Origin of the sequence: Aggregatibacter actinomycetemcomitans (genome assembly GCF_003130205.1) — a bacterium.
In the GTDB taxonomy this organism is placed as follows: Bacteria; Pseudomonadota; Gammaproteobacteria; order Enterobacterales; family Pasteurellaceae; genus Aggregatibacter; species Aggregatibacter actinomycetemcomitans_A.
In genome coordinates this window covers 104,809-124,909 of sequence record NZ_NRDF01000003.1, presented here as the reverse complement: position 1 = coordinate 124,909, position 20,101 = coordinate 104,809, and the positions used below count along the sequence as shown (strand labels likewise).

The window sequence follows — 20,101 nt, the reverse complement described above, 5'->3', positions numbered from 1 at the left end:
GTTATTGCGTTAAGGTGGTTTGCCATTGGCTGATCCAGCTGCGTAACGCTTCTGGGGTGACGTTGGAGGTGTTCAGGAAAGATTGCCGTAACAATTTTTCTTTTAACGCATCAAAGTGCGGTTCAACAGGCGCGTGAATCACCGGCAACATCACGTTATCCGTCACAATGTGTTTCTGCGCTTCCGGTGTAATGAGGAAATCCATAAACTGATCAGCACATTGATTTTTGTGTTCGGCAATGCGCGCCGCCAGTTCCACCTGCGTCAAATTGCCTTCGGCGAATTCGGTGGCGACATAATTATCTTTATTTTCAAATAATTGATGATACAAAGGCGACGTGCTGTAACTTAACACCAAATCCGCCTCACCTTTCAGAAATGCGCCGTAAGTGTCCGACCAGCCTTTCCCCACCGTCACCGTGTGCTTCGTAAGCTGCTGCCACGCCTGCGCCACTTGATCCGCCGGGTAAACGGCATTCATCCATACCAACAAACCGCGTCCGACACTGCTGGTGCGCGGGTCTTGGTAAATTACGCGCAAATCCTCACGTTCCACCAATTCTTTCAGGCTTTTCGGCGGATTTTTCAGTTTATTTTTATCATACACAAAAGCATAAGTGCCGAAATCGTAAGGCAGGAAGCTGTTATCTGCCCATTGGCTCGGCAGCGAAAGTTTGCTCAAATCCACCTTATTCACATCAAACAATTTACTTTTTTTAGCTTCATCCAAGACGAAATTATCCAGCCCCAACACAATATCCGCTTTGGTTTTATGCCCTTCCAAACGCACACGATTAAACAACGTGCCGCCACTTTCAAAAGGCATATAATTCACCACGCAACGGGGAAATTTTTGCTCAAACGCCTGCTTAAGTTTCGGACCGGCGCCCCAATCGGAAGTGAAAGAGTCGTAAGTGTAAATGTTCACGCTTTCCCTCTGATTGTCGGCGAACGCCGTGCCTACGGTTAAAGAAAGTGCGGTCAAAAATAAAAGTGTTTTTTTCATTTGTCTGTTCCTCTGTTTGAATTAATCCTTGTCGTGATACGCCCAGTGATTAGTCGGTCCGTGCCCGATATTTAACGGATGGCTGCCGTGATATAATCTTTCACGGTTTCAATAGTCTGTTTCACGCTAACGCTTTTGGCAATCATCACCGGAGTCTCCGCCAGCCCGACCGGCATACCGATTTTAAAGGTGCGAATATCAAAAATCTGTCACAATGGCTTTCAGCTGACATTGGATGGTTTAGAGTGATACGGCATAAATATCAACCATGTTCAAGGTATTTTGCACGGTCACCGATGAACCAAACGACATGCACCGCCGCCGCTGTCCTAACCGGCGATAGTCAACCCTCGCAACCTTACTCATAATGCCCTCCGCCATTTACCGGCACAGGGCGACAAAAACCATATTGCATAATTTTTCCTTTTCGATGAAAAAAGATAATCAGCAATAATGACGATGAAGAGAAGAAGAGAAAAAGAAAGGAAATATGATTCTCTGTTAGTTTCCTACGCCAGAATTAACTGTATCAGGTTCACGGGTATCATCTCAGCACAAAGCACCCCGACTAATAACGGAACTCAGTCTATATATTTTGTGGAGGAAGGGCAAGGAGTTTTGTGTTGGTATGCGGGAAAAGAAAAGCACCTTATTTTTATAAAGCGCTTAGTTTAGTTGGTATCAGAGTTCAGATGTAACAGAGTCCCCGTTTCAACACACAGCCACCCGAAGGTGACTGCGGGTATTGGCTAACCAATTCCAGGTGCCGGTAGTGTTTCAACACACAGCCACCTGAAGGTGGCTGGGCGGGTTTTGGTTTTACTTGTTGGATTTCTACCGTTTCAACACACAGCCACCTGAAGGTGGCTGGCCAAACTGGCAGACCGGTACACATTCCGGCGATGTTTCAACACACAGCCACCTGAAGGTGGCTGCACTAATGCCATAAATGACCTCTTACACTAATTTGTTTCAACACACAGCCACCTGAAGGTGGCTGATGTCTTCTATGCGTTCCACGTTCATGTATTGGTGTTTCAACACACAGCCACCTGAAGGTGGCTGCTTCGTTTTTTTCGGCTTTGCCTGAATGCTTACCTGTTTCAACACACAGCCACCTGAAGGTGGCTGTCCCTATATGAAAAAATAAGAAAAATCAGTAGATTACTTACTGCATTTCGCTAACTTATTTCAAAATAGAGAGTGGAATAAGTATAACGGGCATATCGTCGTTATACAAATGAATTAACTATTCCAAATTGTTAAAGAAAACAAGGATCGCTAGCTCAGCAGGAATTTGATGAGAACCAGGGGTTAGCGAGCTAGACAACAAGCACATCTTTAAACACATCCACCGCCGGCTTCGCCCCGTGGTGCTCCACTTTGCGCCGCCATTTGCTGCCTAGGTGGTAAAAGCGCAAACTATCACAATCCGGATCATAAGTCGCTAGTAGCTTAGCCTTCAATTTTACCCATTGATCCGGCGTTACATCACATTCAAACACCGAATACTGCGCCCGTACGCCATAATCCAAGCAATGCTTCGCAATACGGCCCAACCTGGCTTGCCCCTCCGAGTCTCCTAAAGAAATATCATAGGTAATCAACATTAACATTTTTCACCTCATCAAAAATGGCGGATATTCGGCTAAATCCCCACGTAAGTGGCGTGATAACAACATAGCCTGAATATAAGGCAATAAACCGATTTCCACCTCTTCTCCCAAAAACGGATGAACAATCTTCTCCTGCTTTTTCGCCTGCAACGCCTGAAACAGCAGTTTTCTGGCTTCAGGTTTCGAAGTTACCGCACCACCCGCTTCACTCATAAAATCCGCCGGTTTAATCTGCAAGCGATTAATCATACTAAGCACCATACGATCGACCCACCACGCGCGAAATTCTTCCAAAATATCCTGCGCCAGACTATCCCTGCCCGGGCGGTCGGCGTGCAGAAAACCCACCTGCGGATCCAGCCCCACGCCTTGCAGCGCACCGCTAATATCTTTCCCCAAAACACTATATAAAAAAGAAAGCAAAGCATTCACGCCGTCTCTTGGCGGGCGACGGTTTCGACCGTCAAAATGAAACCCCGTATTCTCACGAATAAGCAGATTAAATACGCCGAAATAACGCGCCGCCGCATCGCCCTCGATACCACGAACCTCATCAAGATTTTCGGCGCAAGCCAGTTGCCGTAAGGAAACATTCAAAGAATCGACCGCACTTTGGAGCTGTGCATTTGCCCCATAATTGCGAATCTGCCGCTGCAGCACCCGTTTGCTCGCCTGAATCTTCGCCGCGATGATATTGCGCGCAATCGGCACCGGATTTTGTTCCGACACCCGATACTGTACCCGCCGCAACAGCACATTGCCGCTTTGCCGCCCCTGAAGCCGACCCAAGAAACGCCCATTTTCAGTAAAAAACGCCAGATTGACATTATTCTCCCCGCAAAATCCCAAGAGAAACGGCGACACCAACACATTGCCGAAACAGAAAATATGCCCGATGGAATGCACCGGCAGTTGCGCCACTTTCTTCTTCTCCTGCTCCACCACCAGCGTCTCCCGCTCCTTATGCAGATAACTGCCCTGAGTGGTGATGTAGAGCGTGTTTTGCAGTTTCCGCATGGGAAAACTCCTTAAGTTTTGACCGCACTTTTGGGGGGTTAACGGGTTGTTGGGCTACCTGAAAATTATCGGTAGGTTGGGTTAGGCGGAACGCCGTAACCCAACACAACGGCTTGGTTTTTCAAATATTATTTTTCAGACGACCTTGACTGAAGAATTTCAGCATTCTGTTGGGTTACGCCTGGCTAACCTAACCTACGCTTGCTTGCCATATTTAAGGCAGCCTGAAATTTAGGACTTCGATTCAAACACCACACCCCGCGTGCGTGCGTTCCGCACACACCCTACGCGTTGATTTTAAAGTTTCGTGCCATTCCACAGGTAGGGTGTGTGGCGCAGCCACGCACGCGTTGGATGGATACAGGCTACGGCTTGCTAATCAAAAATTTTTCTCAATTCATTTTCAGCCCAAATAGGATAATTATCTTCATCACGCTGTATTTCCTTTACCATATTAACTAGTTTTTCGACTTCTTCTCTTTTATAATCGGGCAAATCAAATCCATTCATATTCGTTACAAAATCAAAGAAATAATCTTTTAGGCAGCTATTTAGGTAAGAAAAACCATGGTTTACAATTTTTTCTTCCAATTTAAAAGAATCATAAATTTTTGAATATCTAGTACTTACATTCCATCGTTTCAGAACTCTAATCAATGGCTTGATTTTATAGTTAAATATTTTATTCTTTCTTGTAAGCGCATCATTAAACTCAAATGGTGATGTTAATAACCATTCCTGATAATCACTGGCTTTTGATGGTATTTTATAGTTACCGCTTTCATACCATTCAGCATCAAGACAAGGAACCAATTCAAACTTAATGTGATTTAACTCTAGCACGATAGTAGGGCTTGATTGATAAATTTCTGAATGTGAATACCAATGTTCAGCAAACTGTTTCAGTTTATTTAGGTATGTTTGTGGCTTATATGATTTATCTGTGAACTTAACCAAGACATCAACGTCAGAACTAATATCGTAGTCTCTTGGTAGTATTGTTTCTCTATGGTATGAACCAAATTTCCTTACAAATTCAATATCGTCCTTAAAATAGTTATTCAAACGATAATCTAATGTACTAAAAGACCTTCTGATTGAATCTTTTTCTGAATCTCTAATAATCAATTGATCAGCTAAATCATTTAAATACGAACTGACTGTCATCTTTAATCCTTTTTTCTATCAATGCGATAATCTGCAAACCCTTTTTCTATTTCAGTTTGCGCCTTTTTATATGCAAACTTTGGGATAGCCAAGCTAATTGAATTCAATTCATCCTTCTGCTCCAAAAGTTCATTTACTAACCTTTCATATTCTTCATCGCTAATTACTTTGCTTTTTACCTCTCTTAAATGTCTAGCCTTATTCTTAATCTTCAAAAAAGAATTAGCTGATACTCTATGACTTTCCGCTTTTTTAGAACATTCCAAAAATGTAGTCAGCCCTGTTTTCGCCCCAACATACTGTCGTAACATCGCCGACAGGGAAGATAAAGCCTTGCTCTTTGCCGTAAGATTCAAACGCCGACAAATTTACCGAGGTAAACGGAGAAGGTTTGGCGTTTACGCCTTTAATCGCATTGTGCAGACGGGCTATTGAAGCAGGTTTACCCGTTACCAAGCAAATTCCCTTTGGCGCATTGTCGGAATTATCCTGATTGGTTTGGCGCAAATAGTCTTGTACCACCTGCGACTGGCACACTAAAGCCGCCGTTTCTTCTGCCAAGCGGAAACTTAAATTGCAGCCTTTGATTTTGCTGCATTCCGCCCAGTTTTTAGATTGCATGACTTTGTGTTTTTCTTCCGAAGAAGCCAAAAAGGCAGCAACCGCAGAAATGCCTGTATCGTCGGGCAATGCCTGCTTTAGCTCATCTACTTTGGCGATAAAGCTGATGTGCTGATTATTGGCTAAAATATAATTTTTTTCTTTTCAGCTTCAATCTCTTCTGGTGTTTTTTTAGAAATTCCTTCTACTTCCTTCGGAAAAGCTAGTACATAACCATAGTGATCCCACAAAATGTTACTTACTTTATAAGCATTTTTACCTGTTGTATGCTGGTCTTTGGGAATAAGGAACTTTCGTCCTATTTTCTTTTTTCTTTCTTGCTCTCTGGTATCTTCAAGCTGAATAAATTTGCCTTGTTTATCAATGACGATAATGAAAGGAATTTCTTTATTTTCAAATCCTTCAGGCGCAACGCCGCCATCATACTTAGCTTTGCGTTGATAATATTGGGTGAGTGCATGCAGAATCATCGTTTCACCTCATCGCTATTGGCAGGCGGCACAGTAATCACACCGTTTACCGCTCTGCATTGATAAAACATCGGCTCGGCACGGTTGGAATCGCGCGGGTCGGATTTGCTGAAGTCCATGTCGTAAAGCATAAAACCGAAATCTTGGGTAATATCTTCGCGCAGCAAGCCGTCTTCTGTTTTTTCAAGCAGCCTGAAATGGCAGGGAAACTCGCGACAGCCCAAATAAGGTTGGTGAAAATACTGTCCTTTTTTGGCACGTCGTCTGAACATTTCGGCGAATTTCATATAGTTATCACTTTCTCCCGCTTCATCCGTCATTTCAAAATCAGCGTGAATACGATAAGCCACATCTTTGAGCAACATTGACGCGCGCTGCTGGCGATGCTTTAGTTTAAAACTATCTGATTTTGCATCATATTTTAAATCATCTATATATAAACATTCGGCATCTCTTGTTGCTTTACTACCTAATTCATTACGTCGAATATTAATCCATTGAATCGGTTTTAATATTTCTATCTTAAGCACACGCCAGCGGATAGCGGGCTTCCACAATATCGCCATCAAGATATTTCTGGCGGCAGACGGCGTGATAACCGGATAGCTGACGCGTTCCACTTTGAGTTCGGGTCGGGTAAAGCACGCCAGTTCGCCACTGATTTCTAGGATAAAGCTCATCTCACCTCCAATTAAATTTCTATAAATCCATACCGATATAACTTTAAATTTATGTCAAGCATGATTCGCTTATTTTGTTGATACCCTGTAAAATACGTTTCACTTCAACTTACTGCCGCTAAGCAGAGTTGAGGGGCGGCAGCCGCCGTCGGGCGGCTGTGTGTTGAAACTATAACTCCATACTAAAAATGGCAAAATGCTCCTAATAATAGGGGCATTTTTTTATAAAACTAACCTATTAGACGACAAAACAGTATCATCATCAAAATCTGCGCCAAGTACATCATGATAATGTCCGTTATCCAGCACCAATAAACCCGCTCTGGAGAAAACCGCGTCTTTGTGCAGTTTTTTCAGTTCGGTTTCATATACCGTAATCGTGTAACGCTGCAATTTGCGGTAAACCCATTTGTTTTTAAGCGGGTCGGCTTCCAAAAGTTTAAACCACATTTCAAACGGTTCGGGTAGAGGCGGTTTGTCGGTCTGACCAAAATGATTATCGGGTGGCGACGGATAACGATAGTCATCCAAGGTTTTCTGCCAATCCGATTCCGCCACGCCGTCAAGATGTCGTCTGAAAAAATCGTCTAGCTCACTTGCCTGGACGATTTTTGGCGATTTGTCCCCGTTTTCATGAATAAGCGGAATAAACGGCACAATCAGTGCCACACCTTGATTGTCAATCAGGCGAAAGCGCTCAGCTGCAGTGCGAAACTTGATTGCCAGCGGATTGTCATTTGAAGATTCTGCCGTCAGAAGCGCAGTGATTTTGTGTTTATCCAAATCGCCTTTGCTGTTGAAGCGGCGGAAATATTCGGCAAATGCCAACGGAGAAAGCGGGTCGGCAAGCAAGCCTGCTTTTAACATTTCTTCGGTAATGTTCTGCCCCTGTCTCAGGCTGCCGCTTGGCGCGCCTTGCTCGGCTCGAAAAACGATGACTTCACCCAAATCCGGCAATTTACCTTCGCGGTTGCACCGTCCGGCTGCCTGAGCAATGCTGTCAAGCCCCGCCATCGCCCGATAGACACAGGGAAAATCCAAATCGACGCCCGCTTCAATCAGTTGGGTGCTGACTACCCATAAAGACTTTTTCAGACGACCTTTGCGATACAGTTCCAAATAACGGCGAACCAGTGCAATCACTTTGCTACGGTGCGTAGCACACATATTGGCGGAAAGATGAAGTTTGATACCGCCCGAAGGCAGCGCGGCAAAAAGCCTGCGGGCGTGTTTGCGGGTATTGACCACCGCCAAAACACATGAACGTTCGGTAATTTCGTCGGCAATCTCTTGCCAGCTCTGCGTTTTATCATTTGGCGGCGGCATTTTGATACGGACGCGGCGCAGACGTTCCGATAAGGCGATTTTGTCCGCCATAATCTCGCGCACATCCGGCAAACCTTCCAAAACGGTACGTCCGAATGCGTCAATATTTTTGCCAAGCTCCGGCTGGGTTGCCGTGCAAAGCACAAAGGTAACGCCGTAATCACGTGCCAATACCCGCATCATATCGGTAATCGGTTTTTGAAAATCGCGCGGAAGCTGTTGGACTTCATCCAAAATAATCACGCTGTCGGCGATATTGTGAATTTTGCGGCAGCGGCTGGTTCTTGCCGCAAACAGGCTTTCAAACAATTGCACATTGGTGGTAATAATCAACGGCGCATCCCAGTTTTCCGTAGCAAGGCGCGTTTTGGCAGTTTCCTTGTCTTCCTTGACTTCCAAATTACTGTGATGTTCCAGCACTGCACCATCGCCCAATGCTTTACGGAAAACATCGGCGTTTTGTTCAATAATGCTGGTAAAAGGAATGGCGTAGATAATGCGTTTTTTGCCGAATTTCAAAGCATGTTTTAAAGCAAACCCCAAGCTTGCCAAGGTTTTGCCGCCGCCTGTCGGCACGGTTAAAGAAAATAAAGTGCGGTCGGATTCTGCGGCAGAAAAACATTGCGCCAAAATAGCACGACGCTCTTGGTTTAATGCCGAATCCTTATCCGGTTTCTCTGCAAGCTCAAACAGATGCTGCTCATAACGGCAGTGCAGCTCTTCCAAACCGGGAAATTTCGGGCGGAAACCTGCCTGTTGCACCGCATCCGCATCGGCAAAACCGTTCATAAAGGCTTCGGTATCTAAAAAATCGGCATCCACCAAACAAGAAAAGAGAAAACGCATCCAAATATGTAGTTCTTCAGGATTGATTCCGTTTTTCCAAAAGTTTAAAAGGTCTTCTTCAAGTGCATCATCCGATAAGGATAAAAAGTCTTCAGGCAGCCCGCTTTTTTCCAAACCGGCTAAAGATTCTGCCAATTCATCATCTGCCCGTGCCAAACGGTGTTTCAAGCTGCCTTTGTCATGCCAATCCGCCAAACCGGCATGATGCCCTGCGATTAAATATGCCAATAAATGGCCGAAGAAGGGCTCAAGATTCTGCATTGCGTATTTTGCACCTGCGGTTGAATGGGGAATTTTGTGGGGTTTGGAAGATTCAATATCCTCAAGATGCGCGTTTTCCCGCTCAAATCCTGTAACCTTACGGATATATTCCTGAAAAGCTGCCTGAAATTTTCCCAAATCATGCAAAAGCCCTGCATATTCGGCAAACAAAGCTCCGTAACGCCCCGCAAAGCGTTTGGCGAGTTTGGCTACTTTTGCTAGATGGTTTTGTAGCGGGTGAAAATGCCATTTTGAATCTTGGCGGGCATGGGCGATGAATTCAGACATTTGCATCTCCGCAATAGAAAAGCAATCGCTTTGTTTTTCCAGTATTGCATTGGGAATATTTACCGAAGTCGTGAAGGAGACCGAGGAGTTCGGCGGCTAAACTTAAATTTAGCTTTGAGGCAAGCTGTCCGGAAATCGAAGAGGTTTCGAATAAATGATCAATAAGTAACTGCTGTAATCCATCGGACTGGCGCACATGCGCAATCGCATTTTTACTCATCGCGGCTTCCTTTAGGTCAAAAACAATCGGATAAACTTTTTTAGCAATAGCATTTTTTAATTATGGAAGGAGGATAGCAAAAAACATTCAGTGCCGCCAAACACATAAATTCAAATTTGCGACGTCCTTCACATTTTCCCCCACTCTGAAAATTCGCCATTTCGTGCTAAAGTTGAAGTACGATTTTTCATAAGGATTCACCATGTCTTTTGTTGCGTCATTCAGCGATAAACTTAACTCACTTGCCGAAGTGTTAATTCAGTCTTTTCCCGAACAGTTTGATTCTGCGCTGTTTGCACAAATCCGGCAGCAGAAAGACGATCCAGCAAGCCATATCGGACAAATTGCCGTGGCGGTAGCAATGTCGGATTTTGTGGTGGAAGTATGGCAAAAACAACCGCACTTTTTGGCGAAATGCTGGCAAAATCCACCGCACTTTAATGACTGCAATCATTATGCCGAACGGCTGAATGCGGTGTTGCGAAAGGTGCAAACGGAAGAAGAATTTTATCGGGCGTTACGCCAATTTCGCACTCGTGAAATGGTGAAGCTGAGTTTTTGCCAAAGCCTGAATCTTGCCACAGTGGAACAGATTTTCATCCGTTTGTCACAACTGGCGGAAAGCCTGATTATCGGGGCGCGCGATTGGCTTTATGTGCGCGCCTGTGAGGAGATGGGCACGCCGACGGATGCGCAGGGCAACGTACAACAGCTATACATTCTCGGCATGGGTAAATTGGGGGGCTTTGAGCTGAATTTTTCCTCCGACATCGATTTGATTTTTACTTACCCGAGCCAAGGGGAAACAGTGGGTGCGCGCCGCAGCGTGGATAATGCGAAATTCTTTACCCGCTTTGGACAACGTCTGATTAACGCGTTGGATCAATACACCGCCGACGGCTTTGTGTATCGTACCGATATGCGTCTGCGTCCCTTCGGCGATAGCGGCGCGTTGGCGCTCAGTTTTAATGCCATGGAACAATATTATCAGGATCAGGGGCGCGACTGGGAACGTTACGCCATGATCAAAGGGCGGATTTTAGGCGCGCAGGCAACGGATCCGAATGTCGCCGTATTGCAAAATTTACTGCGCCCGTTTGTGTATCGTCGCTATATTGATTTCAGCGTGATTCAGGCATTACGTGACATGAAACAAAAGATCGAGCGGGAAGTGCGTCGTCGCAATCTCACCGATAACATTAAGCTGGGTGCCGGCGGAATTCGCGAAGTGGAATTTATCGTGCAGGTTTTTCAGCTTATTCGCGGTGGGCGCGAAGTCGCGTTGCAACAGCACGAACTACTGAATTTATTGCCGGAACTGAGCAAACTCCATTTAATTTCCGCTGAACAGGAAACGCAGTTGCGCCAAGCCTATTTATTTTTGCGCCGTGCGGAAAACGTGCTGCAAGCCATCAAAGATCAGCAAACGCAACAACTGCCCGATAACGAATTGGATCACCAACGTTTAATTTTCGCCTGCGCGGCATTTACTCAATGGAATGCACAGCGGGAAAGCGTCGGCATCCGTTATCCGATTCACGATTGGGCGGGTTTTCTTACCGTGTTGCACGATCATCAACGTAAAGTGCGGTCGGTTTTCCAATCATTAATTGGTAATGAGCAGGAGGAAAATATTTCAGAAAACGATTGGGAAGATTTTCTCGAAACGGACTTTGACGAACAGGAATTGCTCGGTATTTTGCAGCAAAACGGCGTGCCTGAGGCAGAACAGGATGCGGTGCTGGATCGTCTGGTGCAATTTCGTAACGAACTGCCCCGTTATGCTATCGGCGTACGCGGGCGGACGGTACTCAATCGCTTGATGCCCCATGTGTTGCGACAGGTTTTGCATACGCCCCACTGTCATATTTTGCTGCCGCGCATTCTGACCATCATCGAAAAAATCCTGACCCGCACCACCTATTTGGAATTGCTGGCAGAAAACCCGCAGGCACTGACGCAACTCATTGAGCTTTGCGCCCAATCGAAATTTATTGCGGAACAAGTGGCGCGCCACCCGATTTTGCTGGACGAATTGCTCGATCAAAAATCCCTGCGAAATCCACCGCACTTTACCGAGTATGCCTCCGAATTGCAGCAATATCTATTACGTCTGCCGCAAGACGACGAAGAACAATTTATCGACGGTTTGCGTCAATTTAAGCACGCCGCCCTGCTTCGCATTGCCGCCGCCGATATTCTCGGTGTGCTGCCGGTAATGAAAGTCAGCGATCACCTCACCTATTTGGCGGAAGCGATTATCGGCGTGGTGGTCAATCTGGCATGGCAACAAATTGCCGTTCGCTTCGGCGTACCCGAACATTTGGCGGAAGAGCAGAAAAATTTCCTAGTGGTAGGTTATGGCAAATTGGGTGGCATTGAATTGGGCTATAAATCCGATTTGGATTTGGTGTTTTTATACGATCCCGCTACCAACAGCCAAACCGTCGGCGGTAAAAAAGTCATCGACAGCAACCAGTTTTATTTGCGCTTGGCACAAAAAATCGTCAGCATTTTCAGCATGAACACCAGCGCGGGGATTTTATATGACGTCGATATGCGTTTGCGTCCGTCGGGCGATGCGGGTTTACTGGGTTGCTCCTTCGCCGCCTTTGAAAACTACCAATTAAACGAAGCCTGGACATGGGAAAAACAAGCCTTGGTGCGTAGCCGTGCGGTTTTCGGTGAACCGAAACTATGGGAAGAATTTGACGCCATTCGCCGCAACGTGCTTGCCGCACCACGGGATCCGGCAAAACTCAAACAGGACGTATGTGAAATGCGCGAGAAAATGTATCAACATTTAGCACAACAATCGGAAAATCAATTTAACATCAAAACCGACCCGGGCGGCATCACGGACATTGAATTCATCGCGCAATATCTAGTGCTGGCGCATTCGCCACAACAACCGGCGCTCACCCGCTGGTCTGACAATGTGCGAATTTTCGACATCATGGCGGAACACGGCGTAATTTCCGAAACGGACGGCGAACGTCTGAAACGATGTTATGTGGATCTGCGCAACCGCATTCACCACCTGAATCTACTCGGTTTGCCGTCCGTAGTGGACGCCTCGGAATTTCACGCCGAACGGACGTTTGTGCGGGAGACTTGGGCGCGTCTGTTTCATTAGATTTAGATAAAGTGCGGTTGCTATTAATAACGTTATACATTATTATAACGCCATACATTAATGTGTGGCGTTATTATTTTTTATGATTTCTCATTTTGCTTGTAAAAATACCCAATCTTTCTTTAACGGGAAAAGAATTCCTCGGTTTATTCCTTTTGAAAAAGTCGCAATGCGCAAGCTGCAACAATTAAATGCGGCAACCGATCTCGCTTTTTTACGCATTCCCCTCGGCAATAATTTAGAACAGTTAAAAGGAAATCGAGAAGGTCAATATAGTATTCGTATTAATGATCAATGGCGTATTTGTTTTGTTTGGTTGAATGGACACGCCGCTGAAGTTGAAATTGTGGATTACCACTAAGGATTAACGATGAATAAAAGAGAAATTCTCCTAAGCCATCCCGGTGAAATCCTGCTGGAAGAATGGCTAAAACCATTAGGAATCACTCAATATGCCTTAGCGAAAGCAATTGGAGTGCATCCAAGACGAATTAACGAGATAGTAAAAGGTAAACGGGCAATTACGCCAGATACTGCACTAAGACTGGCAACATTTTTTGGCACGGATGCGCAAAGTTGGCTGAATTTACAAAATCATTATGACACAGAGCAAGTGAGACAAGCTATTGCCGAAGATTTAAATCATATTCAGCAATATATACATGCTTAAAAACTCCCCAAAAAAACAACCGCACTTTGATCGAGAAAACCAAAGTGCGGTCTTATTTTTTAACGTTTTGCGGTATTAATGCTCGCGGGTTTTGAAGAAGGTGACGTCAGGATAACGTTCCTGCGCAAGATTCAGATTAACCATGGTCGGGGCGATGTAAGTAAGATTATCGCCGCCGTCTAATGCGAGGTTTTGCTCGTTTTTGCGTTTAAATTCTTCAAATTTTTTCGCATCAGCACATTCGACCCAACGGGCGGTTGCCACATTAACGGTTTCGTAAATGGCTTCCACGTTGTATTCGGATTTCAAACGGGAAACTACCACGTCAAACTGCAAAACACCTACGGCGCCGACGATTAAATCGTTATTCAGCAACGGACGGAAAACCTGTACCGCGCCCTCTTCGGAAAGCTGTACCAAGCCTTTTAGCAATTGCTTTTGCTTGAGCGGATCTTTCAAACGGATACGACGGAACAATTCTGGTGCGAAATTCGGAATGCCGGTGAATTTCAAATCTTCGCCTTGGGTGAAAGTGTCGCCGATTTGAATGGTACCGTGATTGTGCAAACCGATAATATCGCCGGCGTAGGCTTCTTCCGCATGGGCGCGGTCGCCCGCCATAAAGGTTAAGGCGTCGGAAATCACCACGTCTTTGCCGATGCGCACATGTTTGAGTTTCATGCCTTTTTCGTATTTACCGGACACCACACGCAGGAACGCCACGCGGTCGCGGTGTTTCGGATCCATATTAGCTTGAATTTTAAACACGAAGCCGCTGAATTTTTCTTCGTCGGCGGAAATCTTACGCGTGTCTGCCTGACGGGCTTGCGGCGCCGGCGCCCATTCCGTTAAACCGTCGAGGAAATGATCTACGCCGAAATTCCCCAATGCCGTCCCGAAAAACACCGGCGTGAGTTCGCCGCTCAGGAATAATTCCAAGTCGAATTCATTGCTGGCACCTTTTACCAATTCCAGCTCATCACGTAATTGCTGCGCCAAATCATCGCCCACGGCGTTATCCAATTCGGGATTATCCAATCCTTTGATAATACGCACTTCTTGAATGATGTGACCTTGCCCCGTTTGATAAAGATAGGTTTCGTCTTTATATAAGTGATACACGCCTTTGAACAGTTTGCCGCAGCCGATAGGCCAGGTAATGGGCGCACAGTGGATTTTCAGCACGTTTTCCACTTCGTCCAATAATTCCATCGGGTCACGAATATCACGGTCGAGCTTGTTCATAAAGGTAATAATCGGCGTATCGCGCAAACGGGTCACTTCCATTAATTTAATGGTGCGCTCCTCCACCCCTTTTGCCGAGTCAATCACCATCAAACAGCTATCCACGGCGGTCAGCGTGCGGTAAGTATCTTCGGAGAAATCCTCGTGCCCCGGGGTGTCCAGCAGGTTGACTAAACAGTCGTTGTACGGAAATTGCATGACGGAGGTGGTGATGGAAATCCCACGTTGTTTTTCCATTTCCATCCAGTCGGATTTGGCGTGTTGCGCCGAGCCTTTGCCTTTCACCGAACCGGCTTTTTGAATGGCGTTGCCGTAAAGCAACACTTTTTCGGTGATGGTGGTTTTACCCGCATCGGGGTGGGAAATAATCGCAAACGTGCGGCGTTTGCTCACTTGTTCTTGAGGATGTGTCATCTGCTGTTTGTCTATTTTGTCCTATGAATAATCGAGAAAACCGTCTTACGACGGCTGAGAATTTAATCGCGCAACTATATGCTTTTTAGCCTATCTTTTCAAGACTGGAAAATAATGCTAACAATCACCGCAAAAAATGCAAACGTTTGCGTGAAAATTACGGTACAATACGCGCCACGATTTTTGCCCGGATAAAAGGTAATGAAATGACACAACTCAGTCTTAAAAAAATCTATTCCGGCAAAGTGGCGCCAAGGTAATTGCAGAAATATCAAGAAGCATTGGATTTATTAACGAAATAGCTTTAAAGCCCCCCTTCTATGGATTAGAATAGCGGGGATTTTTTATCACGAATAGGAGTTATATGAGGTCGGTTGCGATTGTCGGCTTGGGTTGGTTAGGGTTGCCGTTGGCGCGCCATTTAAAGAATCTGGGTTGGGAAGTGAAAGGCACGAAACGCACCCACGACGGTGTGGAACAAATGCGTTTGCTGCGATTGGAAACTTACCACTTGGAACTCACCCCCGATATTAACGCCGATCCCGACGATTTAAGCGCGCTGTTATCCGTTGATGCGCTGATTATCAATATTCCTCCGAGCCAATATTTTTTCGATCTTAAACATTATGTGGTCGGCGTGCAGAATCTGGTGAATGAAGCCTTGTTGCACGGGGTTCATCATATTATTTTTATTAGTTCCACCTCCGTTTTCCCTGAGATTTCCGCGCATTTTGACGAATCCATCCAACCGCAACCCGAAACCGATGTCGGGCGTGCCTTGGTGGAAATCGAAAATAACCTGGCGCAGTTACAAAATATCGATTGCGATGTTATTCGTTTTGCCGGTCTCGTGGGGCAAGATCGCCACCCGATTTTTTCCCTCGCCGACAAACAGGATCTCAAATGCGGTGGTTCGCCGGTGAATTTAGTGTATTTGGATGACTGCGCCCGCGCTATTCAACTATTGCTGGAAACGCCCGGCGGCTATCGCCTGTATCATTTGGCGGCACCCGTGCACCCGCCCCGCGCAGCCTATTACCGCTTGGCTGCGGAAAAACACCGTTTAAATCCACCGCACTTTATCAGCACGCCGGAAGATCCGCAGCGCGTTATTGTGGCGGGCAAAATTTGTCGTGAACTGAATTTCGTTTATCAATATCCCGATCCGAATCTGATGTTTGCGGAGGAATAAAAGTGCGGTCGGTTTTTAAGTTATTTTTCAATTGCACTTTTAATTAAAACCCGTTTAACCAAAATAAACACAAATAAGGAAAGAAAATATGTCAAATACCATTTTGCAACACCTACCGAAAGGTGAAAAAGTCGGCATCGCCTTTTCCGGTGGCTTAGATACCAGCGCGGCATTGCTTTGGATGCGTCAAAAAGGCGCCATTCCTTGCGCTTACACCGCCAATTTAGGTCAACCGGACGAAGACGACTACAACGCCATCCCGCGTAAAGCGAAAGAATACGGGGCGGAAATGGCGCGTTTAATCGACTGCCGTACCCAACTTGCCCAAGAAGGCATTGCCGCCATTCAATGCGGCGCCTTCCACGTTTCTACCGGCGGCGCCACCTATTTCAATACCACCCCGTTAGGTCGCGCCGTCACCGGCACCATGTTGGTCTCCGCCATGAAAGAAGACGACGTGCATATTTGGGGCGACGGCAGCACCTATAAAGGCAACGACATCGAACGTTTTTACCGCTACGGTTTATTAACCAACCCACAATTAAAAATCTATAAGCCTTGGTTGGATCAACAATTTATCGACGAATTGGGTGGTCGTTTTGAAATGTCCAACTTCTTAATCGAAAACGGTTTCGACTACAAAATGTCCGTGGAAAAAGCCTACTCCACCGATTCCAATATGCTTGGCGCCACCCACGAAGCCAAAGATCTGGAATTCTTAAATTCCGGCATTCGTATCGTCAACCCGATCATGGGCGTACCGTTCTGGCGTGAAGATGTACAAATCAAAGCGGAAGAAGTCACCGTGTGCTTTGAAGAAGGCGTACCGGTGGCGTTAAACGGTCAAACCTTTGACAATATCGTGGAATTATTCCTGGAAGCCAACCGTATCGGCGGCCGCCACGGTTTAGGTATGTCCGACCAAATCGAAAACCGTATCATTGAAGCCAAATCACGCGGCATTTACGAAGCCCCGGGCATGGCGTTATTACATATCGCCTACGAACGTTTGGTGACCGGCATCCACAACGAAGACACCATCGAACAATACCGCATCAACGGTATCCGTTTAGGGCGTTTGTTATACCAAGGTCGCTGGTTCGATCCGCAAGCATTAATGTTACGCGAAACCTCCCAACGCTGGGTGGCACGTGCGGTTACCGGTGAAGTGACGCTAGAATTACGTCGCGGTAACGACTACTCCTTACTCAACACCGAATCGCCGAACTTAACCTATCATCCTGAACGGTTAAGTATGGAAAAAGTGGAAAATGCGCCGTTCGATCCGCTCGATCGTATCGGTCAATTAACCATGCGCAATCTGGATATTATTGACACCCGCGATAAATTGGGCATTTATTCCAGCACCGGTTTATTGGCGGTGAACAAAGAATCCGCATTACCGCAGTTATATAAAAAGGCGTAAATCGTTTTTTCGCCAAGGTAACAACAAAATTGCCTTCAGTTATTGAACATAATTCAGCCCCATTGGGGCTGTTTATCTTTCGGAACTTGAGGGAAAATTAACCAAGACACACCCTCCTATGCATATATTTTGCAATCGCCTGCCATTTGCAATATCATAGCGCCCTTTCTTATTACCTGATTTGGAGTAACCTATGCTTGAAATTGATTCCGTTGAAATTCTGGGCTATGTAGCAACCTTAATTGTCGCCGCCTCCTTTTTGTTTAAGTCTATCGTACCGCTTCGTATTGTAAACGGTATCGGCGCGGCGTTATTCGTCGTTTACGCGCTTATCACCCAAACCTACCCTGTGGCGTTATTGAACGCGTTTTTAGTCGTCGTACATATTTACCAGCTCTGGCGCCTGAAAACCACAAGCAAAATCGCCCGCATCGAATAAATCTCTTCTCAAAAGTGCGGTCGTTTTTTTGTGTGTTTTTATATACACGAACGACTGCGCGCTTTTCTGTCATTCATTATTCATAAAATTTATTTATCTCAAACATTAGAAAAAGTATCAAAATATGTGATCTAAATCACAAATTTACCCTTCATTTTGTGATCTCTTGTTGTTTTAATCATCAAAATTAGGTTAATCTCAAAGCGGTTATTTCACACACAACAGGAGAAAATATGAAGAAATTCACAACAAAATGCTTACTCAGTAGCTTAGCCCTTTCCATTGCCCTCGCCGTAGGCAGCCCGGCTATAGCGAATCAGCAAGCCCCTGCCATGACCGCGACGGAACTGGCGGCAGCCCGTTATGACAGCGCTAACGACATATTTCATCCTGTTTACGCCAAGCATGGCATGGTCGCCAGTGAGCAAGGCTTAGCCAGTGAAGTGGGCGCGGCAATTTTACGCCAAGGCGGTAATGCGGTGGACGCCGCAGTCGCCGTTGGGTTTGCGCTCGCCGTGGTATTACCGAACGCCGGTAACATCGGCGGTGGCGGTTTTATGGTGCTACATGATGCCAAAAGCGGTGAAAACTTCTCCGTGGATTTCCGCGAAACCGCCCCGCTGAAAGCCCATCGTGATATGTATTTAGACAAAGACGGCAATGTCATTGACGGACGTTCTCTTTACACCCACTTCGCCGTCGGCGTGCCGGGCACTATTGCGGGCATGGAATACGCCCTGAAAAAATGGGGCACCCTGTCTCTCGCCCAAGTCATTGAGCCCGCCATTCAATTAGCGGAAAAAGGCTTTACCGTCGGTCCGATGCTCGCCAAAACGCTGAAAGAAGAAAAAGACAATTTGGGTAAATGGGCATCATCCAAAGCCATTTTCTTTAAAGATGGAGAACCCTTAAAAGAAGGTGATCTGCTGGTGCAAAAAGATCTGGCGGATTCCTTAAAACTTATCGCCAAACAAGGCGCCAAAGCCTTTTATGAAGGCGACATTGCGAAAAAAATCGTTGCCGAAATGGAAAAACACCAGGGTTTAATTACCATGGAGGATCTCAAAGGCTATAAAGCCATTGAACGCAAACCTGTTGAAAGCGAATATCGCGGTTTCAAAGTGGTCACCATGCCGCCACCAAGCTCCGGCGGGATTCATTTGGTACAGATTCTGAATATTCTGGAACGCTACCCTCTCGCCGATTATGGCGTGAACAGCGCAAAATCCATTCATTATTTGGCGGAAGCCATGAAACTTGCTTATGCCGACCGCTCCAAATATTTAGGCGATCCGGATTTCGTAAAAATTCCGATGAAAGGTTTAACTTCTAAAAAATATGCTGACCAATTGGCGCAAGGCATTAGTGAAGCGGCGGTAAAATCGGCGGCGGAAATCAAACCGGGGCAACCGCAGCCTTATGAAAGCGACCAAACCACCCACTTCTCCGTCATGGATAAAAACGGCAATGCGGTGGCGGTGACTTATACGCTGAACTTCAATTTCGGCAGCGGCATTGTGGCAGAAGGCACCGGCATTTTGTTAAACGACGAAATGGATGACTTCTCCGCCAAACCGGGCGTACCGAACGGCTTCGGCTTAATCGGCGGCGAAGCCAACGCCATCGCCCCGCAAAAACGCCCGCTTTCTTCCATGACGCCAACCCTGGTCATGAAAGACAACAAACCTTGGTTAGTCACCGGCAGCCCGGGCGGCGCACGCATTATCACCACCGTGCTGCAAAGTATCGTCAACACCGTTGATCACAAAATGAACCCGGCAGAAGCCATCGTCACCCCGCGCGTCCACCATCAATGGCTGCCCGACGAATTGCGCGTGGAAGAAGGCCTAAGCCCGGATACCTTAGCGATCCTGAAAGCCCAAGGCTACACCATCAAAGAAAAAGCCCCGATGGGACGCGTTCAAATCATCCAAGCCCGCGAAGACGGCTTCTACGGCTACTCCGACCCACGCAATCCGGAAGGGAAAACGGTGGGGTATTGATCATTAAAATGCGATAAAAATAAACCGCACTTTTTTTGCTTCAAAAGAGCAAAGTGCG

At 46.2% G+C, this 20,101-nt stretch carries 18 protein-coding genes, 1 pseudogene, 1 CRISPR repeat array and 1 riboswitch; of the genes and pseudogenes, 7 read left to right on the top strand and 12 right to left on the bottom strand.

The genetic code is table 11. The features are described 5' to 3' along the window. Position 1: 1 nt before the first annotated feature. The 11 genes and pseudogenes from thiB to DK423_RS04125 all read right to left on the bottom strand — a co-directional run bounded on the left by thiB (position 2) and on the right by DK423_RS04125 (position 9,518). Entirely contained in the window at positions 2 to 1,006 is a 1,005-nt protein-coding gene (thiB, locus tag DK423_RS04170; protein WP_005557290.1) for a thiamine ABC transporter substrate binding subunit, read from the bottom strand. A gap of 21 nt (positions 1,007 to 1,027) precedes the next feature. Next, a pseudogene (locus DK423_RS11650) lies at positions 1,028 to 1,149 on the bottom strand (bifunctional hydroxymethylpyrimidine kinase/phosphomethylpyrimidine kinase); the annotation flags it as partial. 346 nt (positions 1,150 to 1,495) lie between these two features. Further along, a riboswitch (TPP riboswitch) is annotated at positions 1,496 to 1,583 on the bottom strand. Between the two features lie 130 nt (positions 1,584 to 1,713). Beyond that, positions 1,714 to 2,137: a CRISPR direct-repeat array (repeat unit 32 nt; unit sequence TGTTTCAACACACAGCCACCTGAAGGTGGCTG). A 191-nt stretch (positions 2,138 to 2,328) separates the two neighbouring features. Further along, positions 2,329 to 2,622, bottom strand: a complete 294-nt coding sequence (cas2, locus tag DK423_RS04160) for a CRISPR-associated endonuclease Cas2 (protein WP_061886025.1) — start codon at positions 2,620 to 2,622, stop codon at positions 2,329 to 2,331. Positions 2,623 to 2,625: 3 nt separating this feature from the next. Continuing rightward, on the bottom strand, positions 2,626 to 3,639 hold the full coding sequence (gene cas1c / locus DK423_RS04155; RefSeq protein WP_061886390.1) for a type I-C CRISPR-associated endonuclease Cas1c: 1,014 nt from the start codon (positions 3,637 to 3,639) through the stop codon (positions 2,626 to 2,628). A 375-nt stretch (positions 3,640 to 4,014) separates the two neighbouring features. Beyond that, positions 4,015 to 4,806, bottom strand: a complete 792-nt coding sequence (locus tag DK423_RS04150; protein ID WP_061886391.1) for an SMODS domain-containing nucleotidyltransferase — start codon at positions 4,804 to 4,806, stop codon at positions 4,015 to 4,017. Positions 4,807 to 4,808: 2 nt separating this feature from the next. Further along, entirely contained in the window at positions 4,809 to 5,072 is a 264-nt protein-coding gene (locus tag DK423_RS04145) for an SLATT domain-containing protein (RefSeq protein WP_231102145.1), read from the bottom strand. Continuing rightward, a complete protein-coding gene (locus tag DK423_RS11495; RefSeq protein ID WP_267895855.1) occupies positions 5,059 to 5,526 on the bottom strand; it encodes a type I-C CRISPR-associated protein Cas8c/Csd1 in 468 nt (155 codons plus the stop codon). Before DK423_RS11495 ends, DK423_RS04145 begins: the two co-directional genes overlap by 14 nt. A gap of 23 nt (positions 5,527 to 5,549) precedes the next feature. Beyond that, positions 5,550 to 5,897, bottom strand: coding sequence for a type I-C CRISPR-associated protein Cas8c/Csd1 (locus DK423_RS11490; RefSeq protein WP_233114982.1), 348 nt, complete (start codon positions 5,895 to 5,897; stop codon positions 5,550 to 5,552). Beyond that, a complete protein-coding gene (gene cas5c, locus DK423_RS04135) occupies positions 5,894 to 6,577 on the bottom strand; it encodes a type I-C CRISPR-associated protein Cas5c (protein ID WP_061886394.1) in 684 nt (227 codons plus the stop codon). The genes DK423_RS11490 and cas5c overlap by 4 nt, the downstream gene beginning before the upstream one ends. A 222-nt stretch (positions 6,578 to 6,799) precedes the next feature. Then, positions 6,800 to 9,298: a CRISPR-associated helicase/endonuclease Cas3 gene (locus DK423_RS04130; protein ID WP_032996656.1), complete on the bottom strand. Its 2,499-nt coding sequence runs from the start codon at positions 9,296 to 9,298 to the stop codon at positions 6,800 to 6,802. Continuing rightward, positions 9,291 to 9,518 (bottom strand): CRISPR-associated protein Cas3, encoded by a 228-nt coding sequence (locus DK423_RS04125; protein ID WP_032996654.1) that lies wholly within the window; start codon positions 9,516 to 9,518, stop codon positions 9,291 to 9,293. The genes DK423_RS04130 and DK423_RS04125 overlap by 8 nt, the downstream gene beginning before the upstream one ends. Before the next feature lie 202 nt (positions 9,519 to 9,720). Between DK423_RS04125 and glnE the strand changes: the two genes are divergently transcribed. The 3 genes from glnE (at position 9,721) to DK423_RS04110 (ending at position 13,324) form a co-directional block, all read left to right on the top strand. Beyond that, on the top strand, positions 9,721 to 12,654 hold the full coding sequence (gene glnE, locus DK423_RS04120; RefSeq protein ID WP_061885820.1) for a bifunctional [glutamate--ammonia ligase]-adenylyl-L-tyrosine phosphorylase/[glutamate--ammonia-ligase] adenylyltransferase: 2,934 nt from the start codon (positions 9,721 to 9,723) through the stop codon (positions 12,652 to 12,654). A gap of 82 nt (positions 12,655 to 12,736) precedes the next feature. Continuing rightward, positions 12,737 to 13,015, top strand: coding sequence for a type II toxin-antitoxin system RelE/ParE family toxin (locus DK423_RS04115; RefSeq protein WP_032996652.1), 279 nt, complete (start codon positions 12,737 to 12,739; stop codon positions 13,013 to 13,015). Between the two features lie 9 nt (positions 13,016 to 13,024). Continuing rightward, positions 13,025 to 13,324: a HigA family addiction module antitoxin gene (locus tag DK423_RS04110; RefSeq protein ID WP_005557271.1), complete on the top strand. Its 300-nt coding sequence runs from the start codon at positions 13,025 to 13,027 to the stop codon at positions 13,322 to 13,324. A 75-nt stretch (positions 13,325 to 13,399) separates the two neighbouring features. Here DK423_RS04110 and prfC read toward each other — a convergent pair whose 3' ends face one another. Beyond that, positions 13,400 to 14,983, bottom strand: a complete 1,584-nt coding sequence (gene prfC, locus DK423_RS04105) for a peptide chain release factor 3 (RefSeq protein ID WP_005557269.1) — start codon at positions 14,981 to 14,983, stop codon at positions 13,400 to 13,402. 364 nt (positions 14,984 to 15,347) lie between these two features. Between prfC and DK423_RS04100 the strand changes: the two genes are divergently transcribed. From DK423_RS04100 to ggt, 4 genes are all read left to right on the top strand, one after another. After that, positions 15,348 to 16,175, top strand: coding sequence for a Rossmann-fold NAD(P)-binding domain-containing protein (locus DK423_RS04100; RefSeq protein ID WP_005557266.1), 828 nt, complete (start codon positions 15,348 to 15,350; stop codon positions 16,173 to 16,175). Positions 16,176 to 16,263: 88 nt separating this feature from the next. After that, the gene (gene argG / locus DK423_RS04095) at positions 16,264 to 17,601 is read left to right on the top strand and encodes an argininosuccinate synthase (protein ID WP_005557264.1); all 1,338 of its coding nucleotides are present in this window, start codon (positions 16,264 to 16,266) and stop codon (positions 17,599 to 17,601) included. Between the two features lie 193 nt (positions 17,602 to 17,794). Continuing rightward, positions 17,795 to 18,040 carry a YgjV family protein gene (locus tag DK423_RS04090; RefSeq protein ID WP_005557262.1) on the top strand — a complete coding sequence of 82 codons (246 nt, stop codon included), beginning with the start codon at positions 17,795 to 17,797 and terminating at the stop codon, positions 18,038 to 18,040. 233 nt (positions 18,041 to 18,273) lie between these two features. After that, positions 18,274 to 20,043, top strand: a complete 1,770-nt coding sequence (gene ggt, locus DK423_RS04085; protein WP_005557260.1) for a gamma-glutamyltransferase — start codon at positions 18,274 to 18,276, stop codon at positions 20,041 to 20,043. The last annotated feature ends 58 nt before the right edge of the window (positions 20,044 to 20,101 follow it).

Bases quoted from the DNA above. Each gene is read 5' to 3' on its own strand.
- thiB (WP_005557290.1), bottom strand. From the start codon at position 1,006: ATGAAAAAAACACTTTTATTTTTGACCGCACTTTCTTTAACCGTAGGC.
- cas2 (WP_061886025.1), bottom strand. From the start codon at position 2,622: ATGTTAATGTTGATTACCTATGATATTTCTTTAGGAGACTCGGAGGGG.
- cas1c (WP_061886390.1), bottom strand. From the start codon at position 3,639: ATGCGGAAACTGCAAAACACGCTCTACATCACCACTCAGGGCAGTTAT.
- DK423_RS04150 (WP_061886391.1), bottom strand. From the start codon at position 4,806: ATGACAGTCAGTTCGTATTTAAATGATTTAGCTGATCAATTGATTATT.
- DK423_RS11490 (WP_233114982.1), bottom strand. From the start codon at position 5,897: ATGATTCTGCATGCACTCACCCAATATTATCAACGCAAAGCTAAGTAT.
- cas5c (WP_061886394.1), bottom strand. From the start codon at position 6,577: ATGAGCTTTATCCTAGAAATCAGTGGCGAACTGGCGTGCTTTACCCGA.
- DK423_RS04130 (WP_032996656.1), bottom strand. From the start codon at position 9,298: ATGTCTGAATTCATCGCCCATGCCCGCCAAGATTCAAAATGGCATTTT.
- DK423_RS04125 (WP_032996654.1), bottom strand. From the start codon at position 9,518: ATGAGTAAAAATGCGATTGCGCATGTGCGCCAGTCCGATGGATTACAG.
- glnE (WP_061885820.1), top strand. From the start codon at position 9,721: ATGTCTTTTGTTGCGTCATTCAGCGATAAACTTAACTCACTTGCCGAA.
- DK423_RS04115 (WP_032996652.1), top strand. From the start codon at position 12,737: ATGATTTCTCATTTTGCTTGTAAAAATACCCAATCTTTCTTTAACGGG.
- DK423_RS04110 (WP_005557271.1), top strand. From the start codon at position 13,025: ATGAATAAAAGAGAAATTCTCCTAAGCCATCCCGGTGAAATCCTGCTG.
- prfC (WP_005557269.1), bottom strand. From the start codon at position 14,983: ATGACACATCCTCAAGAACAAGTGAGCAAACGCCGCACGTTTGCGATT.
- DK423_RS04100 (WP_005557266.1), top strand. From the start codon at position 15,348: ATGAGGTCGGTTGCGATTGTCGGCTTGGGTTGGTTAGGGTTGCCGTTG.
- argG (WP_005557264.1), top strand. From the start codon at position 16,264: ATGTCAAATACCATTTTGCAACACCTACCGAAAGGTGAAAAAGTCGGC.
- DK423_RS04090 (WP_005557262.1), top strand. From the start codon at position 17,795: ATGCTTGAAATTGATTCCGTTGAAATTCTGGGCTATGTAGCAACCTTA.
- ggt (WP_005557260.1), top strand. From the start codon at position 18,274: ATGAAGAAATTCACAACAAAATGCTTACTCAGTAGCTTAGCCCTTTCC.